The organism is Paenibacillus sp. FSL R5-192 (assembly GCF_000517845.1).
GTDB lineage: Bacteria > Bacillota > Bacilli > Paenibacillales > Paenibacillaceae > Paenibacillus > Paenibacillus amylolyticus.
Genome location: NZ_ASPR01000048.1, coordinates 288,671 through 305,037 on the forward strand (window position 1 = coordinate 288,671; position 16,367 = coordinate 305,037).

General features: G+C 45.4%; 10 protein-coding genes and 2 tRNA genes. 9 read left to right on the top strand and 3 right to left on the bottom strand.

Annotated elements, in window-relative coordinates; genetic code table 11:
- Positions 1-28: 28 nt before the first annotated feature.
- A complete protein-coding gene (locus C161_RS24965; RefSeq protein ID WP_017692583.1) occupies positions 29-322 on the bottom strand; it encodes a DUF4870 domain-containing protein in 294 nt (97 codons plus the stop codon).
- 480 nt (positions 323-802) lie between these two features.
- On the opposite strand from C161_RS24965, the gene C161_RS24970 reads away from it, so the two are divergent.
- From C161_RS24970 to C161_RS32620, 3 genes are all read left to right on the top strand, one after another.
- A tRNA-Arg gene (locus tag C161_RS24970) sits at positions 803-876 on the top strand.
- A 201-nt stretch (positions 877-1,077) separates the two neighbouring features.
- The gene (locus tag C161_RS24975; RefSeq protein WP_036673524.1) at positions 1,078-1,848 is read left to right on the top strand and encodes a class I SAM-dependent methyltransferase; all 771 of its coding nucleotides are present in this window, start codon (positions 1,078-1,080) and stop codon (positions 1,846-1,848) included.
- 395 nt (positions 1,849-2,243) lie between these two features.
- On the top strand, positions 2,244-6,203 hold the full coding sequence (locus C161_RS32620; RefSeq protein WP_051449931.1) for a S8 family serine peptidase: 3,960 nt from the start codon (positions 2,244-2,246) through the stop codon (positions 6,201-6,203).
- Positions 6,204-6,330: 127 nt separating this feature from the next.
- On the opposite strand, the gene C161_RS24985 is transcribed toward C161_RS32620, so the two are convergent.
- Positions 6,331-7,560: a CynX/NimT family MFS transporter gene (locus C161_RS24985; RefSeq protein ID WP_036605884.1), complete on the bottom strand. Its 1,230-nt coding sequence runs from the start codon at positions 7,558-7,560 to the stop codon at positions 6,331-6,333.
- 626 nt (positions 7,561-8,186) lie between these two features.
- Positions 8,187-8,260 (bottom strand) — tRNA-Arg (locus tag C161_RS24990).
- A 189-nt stretch (positions 8,261-8,449) separates the two neighbouring features.
- Between C161_RS24990 and C161_RS24995 the strand changes: the two genes are divergently transcribed.
- From C161_RS24995 to lonB, 6 genes are all read left to right on the top strand, one after another.
- A complete protein-coding gene (locus tag C161_RS24995) occupies positions 8,450-9,430 on the top strand; it encodes a hypothetical protein (RefSeq protein WP_370511445.1) in 981 nt (326 codons plus the stop codon).
- A gap of 138 nt (positions 9,431-9,568) precedes the next feature.
- Complete coding sequence (tig, locus tag C161_RS25000; RefSeq protein WP_036605885.1) at positions 9,569-10,909, top strand: trigger factor; 1,341 nt, start codon at positions 9,569-9,571, stop codon at positions 10,907-10,909.
- A 379-nt stretch (positions 10,910-11,288) separates the two neighbouring features.
- Positions 11,289-11,879: an ATP-dependent Clp endopeptidase proteolytic subunit ClpP gene (gene clpP / locus C161_RS25005; RefSeq protein ID WP_036605886.1), complete on the top strand. Its 591-nt coding sequence runs from the start codon at positions 11,289-11,291 to the stop codon at positions 11,877-11,879.
- A gap of 12 nt (positions 11,880-11,891) precedes the next feature.
- The gene (gene clpX / locus C161_RS25010) at positions 11,892-13,145 is read left to right on the top strand and encodes an ATP-dependent protease ATP-binding subunit ClpX (RefSeq protein WP_036605887.1); all 1,254 of its coding nucleotides are present in this window, start codon (positions 11,892-11,894) and stop codon (positions 13,143-13,145) included.
- A 120-nt stretch (positions 13,146-13,265) separates the two neighbouring features.
- Positions 13,266-14,363, top strand: coding sequence for a flavodoxin-dependent (E)-4-hydroxy-3-methylbut-2-enyl-diphosphate synthase (ispG, locus tag C161_RS25015; protein ID WP_017692591.1), 1,098 nt, complete (start codon positions 13,266-13,268; stop codon positions 14,361-14,363).
- Between the two features lie 167 nt (positions 14,364-14,530).
- A complete protein-coding gene (gene lonB, locus C161_RS25020) occupies positions 14,531-16,285 on the top strand; it encodes an ATP-dependent protease LonB (protein WP_036605888.1) in 1,755 nt (584 codons plus the stop codon).
- The last annotated feature ends 82 nt before the right edge of the window (positions 16,286-16,367 follow it).

A 16,367-nucleotide genomic window follows, 5' to 3' on the forward strand; every position in this document is an offset into this window, starting at 1 on the left:
GCGATGGTCAGATCAGGTGGAGATGTGATCAAGCATACTCGCGCAGCACTTGAATCCCTTTAACCACATTGTACACAAAGCTTAATCCGTAAATCACAAAGAATAGAATGACAAACCCAACGGCGGAACCCAGACTATGCGCAGTCACGAAGAAATAAAATAACGGAATGGCAGCGAGAAAGGGGAATACATGTGAGAATAAGGCGCGTTTTGCATGTCCCTCAATGTAATCATCCTTGGCAACAATCCATATAATGATCGGAAACAGGAACGGGGCAAAGAAAATACTGAAATAGGATAGGGCTGATAAAAGCTGTCTCATGACGATTCTCTCCTTCAATGGATCATTGAAATATATGTATGCAAAAGATTACCCAGCAATTCTGACATTGAAAATGTCTGATGTTAATCTTACTCTAAATGTCCCAATCTCCTCAATATAACCTGGTTCAAGCTATCATATTCTCAAAGGGGCTGGAGTATGAGAATAACACCGAAAAGTACATTTATCGCCTTTGATTACGAATGATGCCTAGTGGCATCATCAACATCGAATATGGAATTCAGCCGAAATAAGCGGATGCTTACGAAGGTTGTTTCCTTTGGAAACAATGTAGTTGCTCACGTAGTTTGTCTACGCTCCGCTACTCCATTTCTAGCTTCATTCCATCTTCTCGGTACTGAAAACCGGAGTTTTTGAACCCGCATTTAAGTATAATTATTAATTTTTTTATAAAACTATTGAAAAATATAGAAATCAGAGTATAATAAGAACCGCGCCGAAAATTTATTATACATATTTGTCTCAGTAGCTCAGCTGGATAGAGCAACGCCCTTCTAAGGCGTCGGTCGGGGGTTCGAATCCCTCCTGGGACGTAAAAAAAGAAGAAGCTTCCTTCGGGAAGCTTCTTCTTTTTCGTTCAAGGGAAGAGAACCCTCCAATGGTTCGTCGGAGCATCCGCTTCGTTAGCGCTTTTATTGGTTATACCTATAAACAATATAGAATTTTTATATTTAAATAATAAACAATTCTGTGCCACAATGAGGATATCAATAACGAAAGCGACGGTGGTATCCATGAAATCATTAAATCAATGGCAAGCAGATGAGTATGACAACAAACTGGCTTTTGTGTCCGGATACGGCAAAAATCTGATCTCTTGGCTTCAACCCCAAAAAGGGGAATACATTCTTGATCTGGGTTGCGGGACGGGGGATTTGACGCATGAAATTTCTCTGGCCGAAGCTGAAGTTATTGGTATGGATGCATCGACGGACATGATTCGCCGTGCGAGGAAGAAATTCCCTGAACTTGAGTTCGTGGAAGGAGACGGTCATCAGTTTGAGATGAATAGACTGTATGATGCCGTCTTCTCCAATGCAGCCCTGCACTGGATGCGAAGCCCGCGATTAGTGGTGGATAGTATATGGAAATCTTTGAAGCCCGGAGGGCGTTTTGTCGCAGAGTTCGGTGGTAAAGGGAACGTGCAGACCATTGTGAATGCATTAGAGCAGGTTATGGAGCGAAACACGGGCATTCGTGCATCGGAACGCAACCCTTGGTACTTTCCTTCGATCGGAGAATATAGCCATATTTTAGAGCAACGTGGATTTGTGGTGCGACAGGCCTATCACTACGACCGTCCTACGAGACTAGCAGATGGTGAGCAGGGTATAGTAGGCTGGTTGGCTCATTTTGGAGGCGACTATTTTGAGAGTCTCAGTCATGAAGAGATACAACAAATATGCCATGAAACCAGTCAAATCGTGATGCCTCACCTTTGGAAGGAAGATACGATGTATGCCGATTACAAGCGCCTGCGTATTGAAGCCGTGAAGCCAGAATAAAGTGAAATTTCGCGATATGTAGCAATTTTTATCGATGTTAGACGAACTATTACGATCCTTTGTACACTAACCACGCTTCCCCTATATACCAGGAATCTCTTTCGGATAAAGAGGATCTTGGTCTTTTTTTTGATGCATTATTTTAAAAATGAAATATTCAAACGACAAATAATTACAAATGGATAATTATATCATACTCAAGACCCATATAAGTAATTTCTATATCATATTTGTAAGTATTTAGAAGGAAAATGTGGTATTTTGATAGAATAATTTACCAAGGGTCAATCTTCTTGCAGATAGGCGGTGAAATTGGAATGTGTATTGCAGTACGCACAAACAGCAGGAACCCATCATTTGGTGACGTATTCACATTTAAAAGGAGGGGCAAAGCCTTGAGTAAACGATTGATATCCACGTTATTAAGTGTTCTGATGGTCTTTTCCATTATTCTCCCCGCGGCTGGAGCCGCTCCCGCAGATTCAGTTATTCAGCTTGACAACTTACCCAGTACAGCCGAAGCCAAACAATGGAGAGAGATTCTTGCAGGACGGGAAGCAAAACTTGCCGCAGATCCATTTTTGGATAAAAGCTTGGAAGGTCTGGGTGGCGAGAACACCCGAGTGATCGTTGAGCTTTCCAATAAACCTGTTGCAGTAGCGCAAGGTGAATCAACCCTCTCCGGAAAATCTTTTACCTCCTCTATGGAAACAAAGGCTGTGACTCAAGTTGAGCAACAACAACAGTCATTTGTACATAGCCTCACTCAGAAGAAAATCAAACATGAAGTATTGGAAGAATATGCATATGCCCTGAATGGTGTAGCGATTGAGCTTAAAGGAAACCAGGTGGGACAATTGCTTCAAATACCTGGCGTGGTCAGCGTATATCCTGACCTTGAAGTTACAATAGCGCCAGAGACAGATGAAGTGAACCCGTACATGAAAGACACAGCGCCTTTTATTGGTGCACCTGAAGTATGGGATCTGGGTTACAAAGGAAATGGCATTAAAGTCGGCGTCATTGATACAGGGATTGACTATGAACATCCTAATTTGCAGGAAGCTTACAAAGGCGGATGGGACTTTGTTGGAAACGACAATGATCCGTATGAAACAACATATCAAGAATGGAAAGGATCGGGCGAGCCTGAGCTTAACGAGCTTGGAAGCCCCTATTACACATCTCACGGTACGCACGTAGCGGGTACCGTTGCTGCTCGCGAAGCAGGGGACTACGGTATTGTTGGTGTGGCTCCTGAAGCAGATATCTATGCTTACCGTGTACTTGGACCGTATGGTAGTGGTCAAACCTCATGGGTACTCGGCGGAATTGATCGTTCTGTTCAAGATGGCATGGACGTAATCAATCTCTCGTTAGGTAACGCCGCCAACGACCCGAGTTATATCACTTCGGTTGCCCTGAACAATGCGATGTTGTCTGGTGTGACAGCGGTTGTGGCAAGTGGTAACAGTGGACCTAACCGTTATACACTCGGTTCTCCGGGTGCGTCTGCAATGGCCATTACGGTAGGTAACTCTACAGGACCTAGCCAGCTGATTACAGCCGATACTCACTTCTGGATTGGTGAGGAAGGCGAAGAGGCACAACCTGAACAACAACCGGCGCCAGATGTTGAACAATCTCCTGAACTGGGTACGGCACCTGGAACAGAAGAGCCTGAAGGTTCAGAGCAAGATGTACCCGCAACTGCTGATGAGGAAAGTGCAGCGGCTGTGGAGGACACAGTTTCTAACGAAGCTGAAGATCTGAATGTAGAAGAAGCTACAACGGAAGAAAATACTCCATCTGCATCACCTTCTGCACCCGTTGAAGCTTCTCCTGAAGCTGCTCCTGTGGAAGAAGAGTCTGTAATTGCTCCGACTGAAGCTCCACTGGCTATTACAGAGTCGGTTTACCGTCTGGATCTGATGGGATGGAGCCTGTCGGCAGACCCTGAAACTGTTTTGACAGGGAAATATGAGCTGGAATTTGCAGCACTGGGTAAGCCAACTGATTTTGAAGGTAAGGATTTCACAGGTAAAGTGGCATTAATACAGCGTGGTGAACTCGCATTTGTAGAGAAAATCGCCAATGCTAAAGCGGCCGGGGCCGTGGCTGTTATTGTATATAACAACATTCCTGGCCCAATTGGTGTAAGTCTGGGCGATAACTTTGAACTCATTCCAACACTGAGCATGTCCAAGGAAGATGGAGATGTGATCAAGGTTGAGCTGGACGCAGGCCAAGCCGTTGAAGTGAGCTTTAGTGATTTTGAACGTTCCCAAACTCCGGGCGATGAAATGAGTTCATCCAGTTCACGTGGACCTGCAAAGGTAACACTGGACATCAAACCGGATATTGTTGCACCAGGTACAAGCATTTTGTCTACGATTCCTGCCTACGGCAAGGATGAGCCAGACGCAGATTACGCACAAGCTTATGATCGTAAATCAGGTACAAGTATGGCTACACCTCATGTAGCGGGTTTGATTGCGTTGCTGATCGAGAAACATCCGGAATGGACACCATTTGATATCAAAGTTACACTGATGAACAATAGTAAGGTGCTGGATACAACCAAGTTTGATGTATTTGATCAAGGTGCTGGCCGTATTCAGGCTGTAAATACCATTGATCCTGCTGCTTTTGTCAAAGTGCTTGATGTAACTCAATACACAGAAAGTGGCTCTGTTGTTGAAAAGGAGAATATCACCGGAAGTATCAACTACGGTAATTTCCTGAGCACAGATGAAAAGACGATTACCAAAACGATTAAAGTTGAAGCGCTGAATGGTAGTGGTGGGGATTACACCGTAAATGTGAATCCAACTCGTAATGTCGCTGGTGTATCCGTTGCCGTAGACAAGAATTCCTTTACATTGAATGGTGAGGAAGAACTTGCAGTAACAATCACCGTTCCGCGTGGGGTTACTACGACTACAGAAGCACAAGGATACATTGAGTTCTCGAATGGAACCAATACTTTTACTGTGCCATATGTTGCTCATTTCAACGTTACGTTGAGTGGAGTTAAGTATATCGAAACCGTAAAAGGCACTGAGAAAAATCCATTCCACTATCCATTGAAGGCTGATGGTACGTTGGATACCCTTAATGTAGCGATGGAATTCTATAATCCGATGACATTTGCCCTGATTGAGATCTATGATGGTCTTAATCCGGAAGGTGGATATTATCAAGATGGTTATATTGGCTCCATCTTTGGTAACTATTTCAACTTCAATGCCAATGCAAGATACAACCTTGCTTGGGACGGCTCATATGCAGATTACACAACCGATGAAGTGACTGAGATTCCGGATGGTTTATATACGGTAGACATCACTACTATTGGTACGGACGGCAAAACCTATAAGGAAGACACTTCGCCATTTTTGGTGAAAAAGACAGCTCCGGCTGTAACTGCACCAGAAGCGTTGGAGTTCAAAGAGGATGAGTCTGTTGTCCTTAACGGTAGCGTGGAAGACTTGTACTTCCGTGTAGCTCCTGCGCTTGCCAGCGGATGGGACATCACGTTTGATCCGGCAGCTTCCCTGGAAGCAACGTATGTTGTGAAAAAAGAGGATGGTTCGATTTATAAAGAAGGAGTCTTTGAAGTACAAGCTGATGGTACCTTCAGCCTTACTTTGGAGGGAATTGAAGCAGGCGAGTATGCTGTTGAACTTACCGTAAAAGACCAACAGGGGCTTTCGGGCACAGCCAATACGGCACTGAAATTGGAAGCCGTGGAGACCGAACCTGAAACTCCGGCAACCAAGGCCCCAGGTACGCCTGTATTGTCTCACAATAACTGGGTAGGCAACGGCCTACCAGAGGGTTCGTATATCGTTACAATGAACCTGTGGTGGGGCGAGAACGGAACTAGCTACAAGTTATATGAGGACGGGGTTTTGGTTGATACGCAGAAGTTGACTTACAACGCGCCTTGGGCGCAGTTTGCTCAGACGAAGATCACGGGCAAAGCCAACGGCACATATACGTATGTGGCTGAGCTGACTAACGACAAGGGAACAACGCGTAGTCAGACGTTGACTGTTCAGGTTACCAACGCAACGCCAGGCAAAGCGGTTCTCTCGCAAGATAACTGGGATGGCGACGGCCATTATAAGGTGTCTATGAACCTGTGGTGGGGGACCAACGCTACAGAGTATCGTCTCTATGAAAATGATAAGTTGATCGATACGCAAGAACTCCGTTCGGCTACACCTTATGCTCAAAGTGCTGTGACTACACTGTCCGGGAAAGCATCGGGCACGTATACGTATCGGGCAGAGTTAATTAACGCAGCCGGAGTTACCAGCACAGACACGATTAAGGTAAAAGTGAAGTAAGTTCATTCCTCATAGAAATTAATTAAAATGGATTCAATTAATGAAGGAATTGTTCTATGCATAAACGGCCTCCATCCTGATTTGCAGGATGGGGGCCGTTTTGTTTTTTTATAAATGAATTATATGACTAACCGATCATCCTATTTTTGCTGGCTTGAATCCCTGCGATTAACAAAGCGATGGCCAGAATGACCTGTATTAGCAACGGCAGGGTCCATCCTTTTGTCCAGTCATGAAGCATACCGAACAGTAGAGGTCCAACTGCGGCCAGCATATATCCGAAGGATTGGGCCATACCGGACAGGCTGGCAGCTTGTCTGGCATCTTTTGTGCGAAGGACGAAGAACATCGTTACCATGCCAAATGAAGCTCCAGCGCCTATTCCTGCCAACGTGACACCAATGGTAACGAGCGAAGCAATGCCACTTAACAATAAAGCATACCCAACAATTAAAGAAGAGCACGTTATCGCGGTTAGAACACGCTGATCTCGCGTTCGGCCGGCGAGGATTGGAACGATAAAGGTAGCTGGTACACTAACCATCTGCATCAGGGAGAGCATCCACCCTGCTGAGGTGGGGCTGAATCCTTGCTCAGCGAGAATCTCGGGAAGCCAGGTAATCGTTGTATAGAATATTAGAGATTGAAGACCCATAAATAAAGTAATGAACCAGGCCAGGGAAGAGGTCCGTAGACGTACAGGTGTCCCTTCACTCTGTGTGGCTATGAATAACATTCGCTGACGTCCTGCGGCGATCTGGGGGAGCCATAAGAGGAGCGCCAATATGGACAACAAGGCCCACATGCCTAACGAAGCGCGCCAACCCATAGATGTGGCTCCTGCTACGGGCACACTCACACCTGAGGCGATGGCGCCAAATATATTCATGGATACAGAGTATAATCCGGTGACGATACCTACCCGCAATGGGAAATCACGTTTGATCAAACTTGGCAAAAGCACGTTGCTTAATGCAATGCCGCACCCCAAAATTGCGGTTCCTGCATATAAGGAGAGAACGGAAGGCAACAAGCGTAATGCCACCCCAATGGTTACAATCATAACAGCCAATAGCAGAGCAGATTCGAGTCCTAACCGCTTGGCAAGACGTGGTGCAAAAGGAGAGACTGCTGCAAAGGCGAGCAAAGGAAGTGAGGTCAGAAGCCCGACCATTGTATGGCCGATACCTGTATCTGAGCGGATCATCTCCACAACGGGACCCGTTGCAGTGATCGGTGACCTCATGGTAGCGGCGATGACGATAATGCCTGCTAATAACAGGCCGAATCTTTTTGATGTCGAAGAATGTTCTTCCTCGGTATGGATAGATGAGTGTTGCTGTATTGAAGATGACATTGATAAAATCTCCTGTTTCCTAAGAAGTTAATATGTATGGATTGTTACATTACCCACTGGGTAAGCATAACATTCTATGTCAATATTGAGCAATGAAATGAAAAAACACCCAATCGACAATGGGTGCCTTGATTAACCTGTGAACTCTAACGAATCCACGAGGTCTTATAATGGGAAAATCGCTATTTTCAAATTCTAACGAACCTCAGCGACGTTAAGCAGGCTATGAAGTGCGAATAACTGGGTTAATACCCCAGAATGGTGAAATAAGCTCTCTAAGATTCGTTAGAGTTCCACAATGCTGAATTGGGAGCAAATAAAGTGTCCTATGTTCGTTAGAACATCGATACTTCAACGTGTTGCTTATAGAATGAGCAAATGCGGACGCTCCAATGCAGCGACATAGAGCATGTAACGAAGCGAATGCTCCGACGAACCATTGGGGTTCTCATCCCCAGACGCAAAAAAACTTCCCGAAGGAAGCTTCTTTTAATACGTCCCAGGAGGGATACTCCTTGCAGTCGAGACTGCGAAGTGGTGCTAACGAAGCGAATGCTCCGACGAACTGTTGGGGTTCTCATCCCCTGAACGCAAAAAAAGCTTCCCTAAGGAAGCTTCTTTTTATACGTCCCAGGAGGGATTCGAACCCCCGACCGACGCCTTAGAAGGGCGTTGCTCTATCCAGCTGAGCTACTGAGACATGAATTTTTTCAAGCAAAATTGATTTTATCATATGCATACAGGAATATCAAGCGTTTTATTTTGAATTATTTTTCGTATATGATATTTAGCGGCAGTAACGTTTTTTTCATTATATTTAAGGTTATGTTAGAATATCAGGAGAACTCAGAAAATAGATCAACAATCGTTTTAATATATACATCTATTTATGTTGATTCCGACTGGAGATTCAGGATATAGAGGAGGTGCTCCCATTAAGGAATCCACGACCCCGGAAACCGAGCATAACAACAATATTGTGCTGTTTCCTAAGACGCTGGACTATTACCAGATTCAATTGACAGTTATGCTTGAAAATGAACGGTATGGTGAAGCGATGAAATTGCTTCACTTTTTGCTGCAATGTCAGGGACAGGAAGAGCGCCATTATGATGAATGGCGGGCTCTGCTCGAATGGCTTCAGGCTGCGTTTCCTCAATATGAAGAAACCTCGCCTGCCGTTCTTGAAGAACGAGAAGAGGAAGAAGAGATTAGTGAGGAAGACATGGCACGGCAACATGCCCGAATGAAGCTTGAACAGGATGATGGTTATGCAGATAAGATGCTTCGCACAGTAATGGAGGAGCCGCTGTCTGAACAGACGATGCTGGCTTTGGAGCAGCTGGCCTATCTTGATCTACCGAAGATTGACGAGGCACTTACGAGTTGGTTAAAAGATAAGTCGCTTCACCCTCTGCTTCAATTTCGGGTGTTGCAAACCTTGCGTCGACGAGGTGTTCAAGGTATGATCCTGTTTACGAGAGGCGAAGAGCAGGTTGAAGTCGAGATCGACACCGTGCCTCTTAGACCAGAGGAATTCCCGCTCCAAATCGTTCAGATTCTGGAACGAGTGGCAGATCAGACGGAGGTTCATGAACCTACGCTCTTTTATTTTGCCCAGGAACTGTGGATACAATATGTCATGGCGGTGTATGGAACCCGTGATTATGTATCGATGCTGGAAGAAAATGATTCCATGACAGATATATGGGCAGCAGCTCTACATATGACCGTTGCAGACAGTCTGGGTGGTTCGCATGATGAGGAAAATACCCGCTCAATGTATGCTGTGACAGGCGCGATGCGCTTTCGACTGGAACAGGCTTATCGTTCCATGAAACAGTTTGTATCTGCCGGTTTGGATGGTTAATCGAGGCCGGAAACGTTTTCCTTAAACTGTATCAAGGGATTCCCCTTGAAAAAGAATCTAATCTTGTTTATACTAAAATGGTTATTTTGTACGTGATTGCCTACGTGAACATGTGAATTTTGGAGGGGAAAGTATACAATGAAAGCAACTTGGGAAAAGATAGAGAAGAACCTTGGGGTTCTTGAGGTTGAAGTGGATGCAGATCGTGTAACTGCAGCACTCGACAAAGCTTTTAATAAAGTGGTTAAACAAGCAAACGTACCTGGATTCCGTAAAGGTAAAGTACCACGTTCCATTTTCGAAGCACGTTTTGGTGTAGAGAGCCTTTATCAAGAAGCAATCGACATTTTGCTTCCTGAAGCTTATACAGAAGCAATCGACCAAACGGATATCTTCCCGGTTGATCGTCCTGACGTAGATGTTGAACAATTTGCTAAAGGACAAACATTCAAGTTCAAAGCAAAAGTAACTGTGAAACCTGAAGTTACTCTTGGTGAGTACAAAGGAATCGAAGTTGCTGTAGCAAAAGGCGAAGTAACTGACGCAGAAGTGACTGAAGAACTTGAGCGTCTTCAACAACGTCACGCTGAACTCGTTGTAATTGACGAAGGTTCCGCTGCTAACGGCGACGTTGCAGTAATCGACTTCGACGGTTCCGTTGATGGTGTACCTTTCGAAGGTGGACAAGCTGAGCGTTATTCCCTGGAACTGGGTTCCAACACATTCATTCCTGGATTTGAAGAACAAGTTGTGGGTCTGTCCACAGGTGACTTCAAAGACGTAGAAGTGACTTTCCCAGAGAGCTACCATGCAGCAGAACTTGCTGGCAAACAAGCGGTATTCAAAGTGAAAATTCACGAAATCAAACGCAAACAACTTCCTGCATTGGATGATGAGTTTGCTAAAGATGTTAGCGAATTCGACACACTTGAAGAGTACAAAGCTGACCTGAAAACACAATTGGAATCCCGCAAAGCTGACGAAGCCAAAGCTGCACAAGAAAATGCAGTTGTAGAAAAAGTGGCTGAAAACGCTGAAGTGGACATTCCTGCTGCAATGGTTGAGAGCGAAGTACAAAACATGATGCGTGATTTCGACAACCGTCTGCGTAACCAAGGTATGAACCTTGAAATGTTCCTGAGCTTCTCTGGCCAGACTCAAGCTGACCTGAGAGGGCAAATGCAAGAAGATGCTTCCAAACGTGTTCGCAACAACCTGGTGCTTGAAGCTGTAGGTAAAGCGGAAAACATTGAAGTATCTGATGAAGAAGTGAATCAAGAACTCGAGAAAATGGCTGAATCTTACAAGCGTCCTGCTGATGAGATCCGTGGCATCCTCGAAGGTAATGGTTCCTTGGACAGCCTTCGCGATGAAGTTAAACTGCGTAAAACGATTGACGTTCTCCTTGAGAACAGCACAGTTGTTGAACCGGTTGAAGCTCCAGCTGAAGAAGTTGTTGCAGAAGCTGACGAAAAATAAGACAAGCTGTTATCAACTTGTCAGTTGAATAAACGATAAGGCACGTGAATTATTGCGTGCCTTATTTTTAAATTACGACATCCATTTTATAGAAAATGAAGTAATTATATGGATGAACACTAATTTTATTGATCCGCGTACACTTTTTACATACCTATGTACTTCATGCAAATAAAAAATGGCAAGACGGCATAGGATGGCTTCAATTTGCACATACATAGAAAACATGGTTAAATATGATCAGGCTAAAAAAGTAAACAAATTGATGTCTCACCCCTCTTGTGAAAAATGACATTGTCACAGGAAAGTGTTAGAATGAATTTGGGTTTGCTTTACAGGTGGCCTATGTCTAATTACATGTAGAAAAGAGGTTGGTCTCATGAGTCTGGTGCCAATGGTTATAGAACAAACCAATCGAGGCGAGCGGTCTTACGATATATATTCACGTTTGCTGAAAGATCGCATTATCTTTCTAACCAGTGCGATTGATGACGATGTAGCCAATCTTGTCATAGCACAGCTTTTGTTTTTGGCAGCCGACGATCCTGAGAAGGATATCAGCTTGTACATTAACTCACCTGGTGGTTCTGTCACCGCAGGGATGGGTATATACGATACGATGCAATTTATCAAGCCGGATGTATCTACCATTTGCGTAGGGATGGCAGCAAGCATGGGCTCGTTATTGCTGACAGCCGGTGCACCTGGCAAGAGATATGCGCTGACAAATAGCGAAGTAATGATTCATCAGCCGCTTGGCGGCATTCAAGGACAGGCTGCGGATATTAAGATACACGCAGAATGGATTATTAAAACACGTCAGAAACTGAATCAAATATACGTCGATCGTACGGGTCAGCCTCTTGAGAAAATTGAGCGGGATACCGACCGTGACTTCTTCATGAGCGCTGAAGAAGCTAAGACGTACGGCATTATTGACCAGGTGCTCAGTAGACCGATCAATTCCTAAAGGGGTGGTTTCATGTTTAAATTTAACGATGAGAAAGGGCAGTTGAAATGCTCTTTTTGCGGTAAATCTCAGGAGCAGGTACGCAAGTTGGTCGCTGGACCAGGCGTGTACATCTGTGATGAATGTATCGAACTTTGCACCGAAATCGTTGAGGAAGAACTTGGTCATGATGAAGAAGTGGACCTGAAAGATATTCCGAAACCAAAAGAAATTCGTAATATTCTGGATCAATATGTTATTGGACAGGAACAAGCGAAAAAATCATTGTCTGTTGCGGTGTATAATCACTACAAACGGATCAACACACAAAGCAAAATTGAAGACGTTGAATTGTCAAAGAGTAACATTTTGCTGTTAGGGCCAACAGGTTCTGGTAAAACGTTGCTTGCGCAAACGATGGCAAAAATTTTGAATGTTCCTTTTGCTATTGCGGATGCTACGTCATTAACAGAAGCGGGTTATGTGGGTGAGGATGTAGAGAACATCCTGCTCAAACTGATTCAAGCTGCTGATTATGATGTGGAAAAAGCAGAGCGTGGCATTATTTATATCGATGAGATTGATAAAGTAGCGCGTAAATCCGAAAACCCATCCATTACTCGTGATGTATCGGGCGAAGGTGTGCAACAGGCTCTCTTGAAAATTCTTGAAGGAACTGTGGCTTCTGTACCACCACAAGGTGGTCGTAAACACCCTCATCAAGAATTCATTCAGATCGATACAACAAACATCCTGTTCATTTGCGGCGGTGCCTTTGATGGTCTGGAGCAAATGATCAAACGCCGGATCGGTAAAAAAGTCATTGGCTTTAATACCGTTTCTGAGCAAAAAGATCTGAAACCAGGTGAATACCTGGGTATGGTATTGCCGGAAGATTTGCTGAAATTTGGTCTGATTCCGGAATTTGTAGGCCGTCTGCCAGTTATCTCCACTTTGGAGCCGCTGGATGAAGATACGCTGGTACGGATTCTTTCCGAACCAAAAAACGCGCTTACCAAACAGTACCAAAAACTGCTTGAGCTGGATAATGTGAATCTGGTCTTTGAACCAGCTGCATTGCTTGCGATTGCAAAAGAAGCAATTAAACGTAACACAGGTGCACGTGGATTGCGTGCCATCATTGAAGGTATCATGCTGGAAATCATGTATGAAGTGCCTTCACGTGAAGATGTTACGAACTGTGTCATTACCGAGGAAGTTGTTGAGAAAAGAGTCGTGCCTGAACTAAGCCAATCGAAGGACGATAAGCAGGAAGAGAGCGCCTAATAAAGGCCTGAATCCCGTTGAACTCTGAAATATAGACTTGTCAGTTCTCCACTTTGGCAGAAGGCGAATTCATGTCTCTGTCAGGGTGGAGCTTTGACGTTGTGGGGAGAGAAATCACTCATGTATTTAAGACAGGATACACGTCCCGTGAAAGTGGGAAACGTAACGATCGGTGGCAGTAACGAAGTCATTATCCAAAGTATGTGTACAACCAAAACGGCAGACGTTGAAGCAACGGTTGCAGAGATTCTGCGACTGGAAGAAGCGGGCTGTCAAGTGGTACGTGTAACGGTGAATAATGAGGAAGCTGCCGCAGCCATCAAGGAAATCAAAAAACGCATTAATATACCGCTCGTAGCGGACATTCATTTCAACTATAAGCTGGCTTTACTTGCGATTGAGAACGGCATCGATAAAGTTCGGATTAATCCAGGTAACATCGGTAAACGTGCAAAAGTGGAAGAAGTGGTTAAGGCTTGTAAAGACCGCGGCATTCCGATTCGGATTGGAGTAAATGCGGGTTCTTTGGAAAACCATCTCCTTGAGAAGTATGGGTATCCTACGGCAGATGCTATGGTAGAAAGTGCATTGTATCACATTGGTATTTTGGAAGAGCTTGATTTCCATGATATCATCGTGTCTCTCAAAGCATCGGATGTGCCGATGGCAATTGAGGCGTATACCAAAGCAGCTCAAATCATTCCGTATCCGTTGCATCTCGGGATTACCGAAGCAGGTACACTGTTCTCCGGTACAATCAAAAGCTCCGCAGGTATGGGAGCTCTATTGTCCATGGGTATTGGTTCAACGATGCGGATCTCACTGAGTGCGGACCCGGTAGAAGAAATTAAGGTCGCTCGTGATCTGCTCAAAACATTTGGACTGATTACAAATGCAGCCACATTGATCTCCTGCCCAACGTGTGGACGTTTGGATATCGACCTGTTCTCCATTGCCAACGAAGTGGAAGAGTATATCTCCAAACTGAAGGTGCCGATTAAAGTATCGGTGTTGGGTTGTGCGGTTAATGGTCCAGGTGAGGCCAAAGAAGCGGATATCGGAATTGCCGGTGCTCGTGGAGAAGGTCTCTTGTTCCGTCATGGTAAGATGATTCGTAAAGTGCCTGAAGAAATCATGGTTGAGGAATTAAAAAAAGAGATCGACAAAATCGTTGAAGCCTACGAAGAGACAGGTGTTATTCCTGGTCGTTCGCACTGATTGATTCATATCTTGTTACAGCAAAAGCTCGCCAGCGATGGCGGGCTTTTTATTTTCTCGCATACAAATTCCGCATCGCCCGTTTACGTCGCGTTGAAAAGGCTATACTACCAAGTATTAGCATGATCTCATATGAGAATAGCGACAAAATAGGAGGATGTGAAGACATGGAATTTGGTATGGTCATCATGTTGATTCAGTTATTTTTTGGAGTGGTGATTGGTTTGTATTTCTGGAACCTGCTGCGTGGCCAGAAAACAAACCGCAGTGCCGTTGAGCGTGAATCTCGCAAGGAACTGGAGAAGCTGCGCAAGCTGCGTTCGATCTCACTCACCAAGCCGTTGTCGGAGAAGACGCGTCCAGCTACCATTAACGATATTGTTGGGCAAAAAGACGGGCTGCGTGCCCTTAAAGCTGCTTTGTGCAGTGCTAATCCGCAACATGTTATCATTTATGGCCCTCCCGGAGTCGGGAAGACAGCTGCCGCAAGGGTCGTTTTGGAAGAGGCTAAGAAGAATCCAACATCGCCTTTCAAGCCAGACGCGAAATTCACGGAGCTGGATGCAACAACAGCCCGTTTTGATGAGCGTGGTATTGCGGACCCCTTAATTGGTTCGGTCCACGATCCGATATATCAGGGAGCAGGAGCCATGGGCGTTGCAGGTATTCCCCAACCGAAACCGGGCGCTGTCACGAAAGCGCATGGGGGAATGCTTTTTATTGATGAGATTGGTGAATTACATTCGATTCAGATGAATAAGCTGTTGAAAGTGTTGGAGGATCGCAAGGTGTTTTTGGAGAGTGCGTACTATAACTCGGAAGACACGCATACTCCTGCTTATATCCACGATATTTTTCAAAATGGCCTGCCGGCCGATTTCCGCCTTGTTGGAGCAACGACACGTTCGCCTCATGAACTGCCACCAGCTCTGCGTTCCCGCTGTATGGAAGTTTATTTCCGTCCTCTGTTGCCTGAGGAGATTGGGCGAATTGCAGAGGATGCTGTTCAGAAAATAGGGTTCAGTCCATGTCCGGATGCCGTTGATGTGGTCAAGCGATATGCAACCAATGGACGTGAAGCGGTCAATATCATCCAGCTGGCTGCTGGACTTGCGCTGACAGAGAAGCGTGAGACGCTTCAGGCATCTGATGTGGAGTGGGTGGCGGGTAGCAGTCAGATTCAGCCACGGCCTGATCGGAAGGTCCCTACACAGCCGCAGGTGGGTTTTGTTAACGGCTTGGCGGTATACGGACCGAATATGGGAACCATTTTGGAGATCGAAGTGTCTGCTGTTCCGGCTCTTAAAGATCAAGGCCGAATCAACATTACAGGCGTTGTGGATGAAGAAGAGATTGGAGGCGGTTCGCGTACACTCCGGCGAAAAAGTATGGCCAAAGGCTCGGTTGAAAATGTGTTAACCGTATTAAAAGCCATGGGTATTCGTCCGAATGATTACGATTTACACGTGAATTTCCCAGGTGGGACGCCTATTGATGGCCCATCCGCCGGGATCGCCATGGCGACTGCCATTACATCAGCCATTCAGAGGCGTCCTGTGGATCATGAGACAGCGATGACTGGCGAGATCAGTATTCATGGTCGGGTTAAACCTATCGGTGGCGTGCTGGCCAAGGTCGAGGCTGCCTTTCAGGCGGGAGCGAAGACCGTTATTATTCCCGCGGAGAACTGGCAGTCCATTTTTGAGAATCTGGATGGCTTGCGCGTTATCCCTGTAGATACGGTACAGGACGTATTCCGTGAAGTGTTCGCCTGGGTCCCGGAATCACAACAGATGGAACAAACGAAGCTTGCAGAGGAGACAGTTGCACCTGCACCGGAGATTTTTCCGCCGGCATCCGCTTCCTATTTGCGTGCGGACGTGCCTCGTCCAGGACAGGTTACAGATTCGGGAAGCTGCTAAGCGCTTCCCTTCATTGGTTTTTTATGTGAACATTTGATAGAATAATGAATGACTACAACCTGAGAGCCATTGGAGGTGCGAA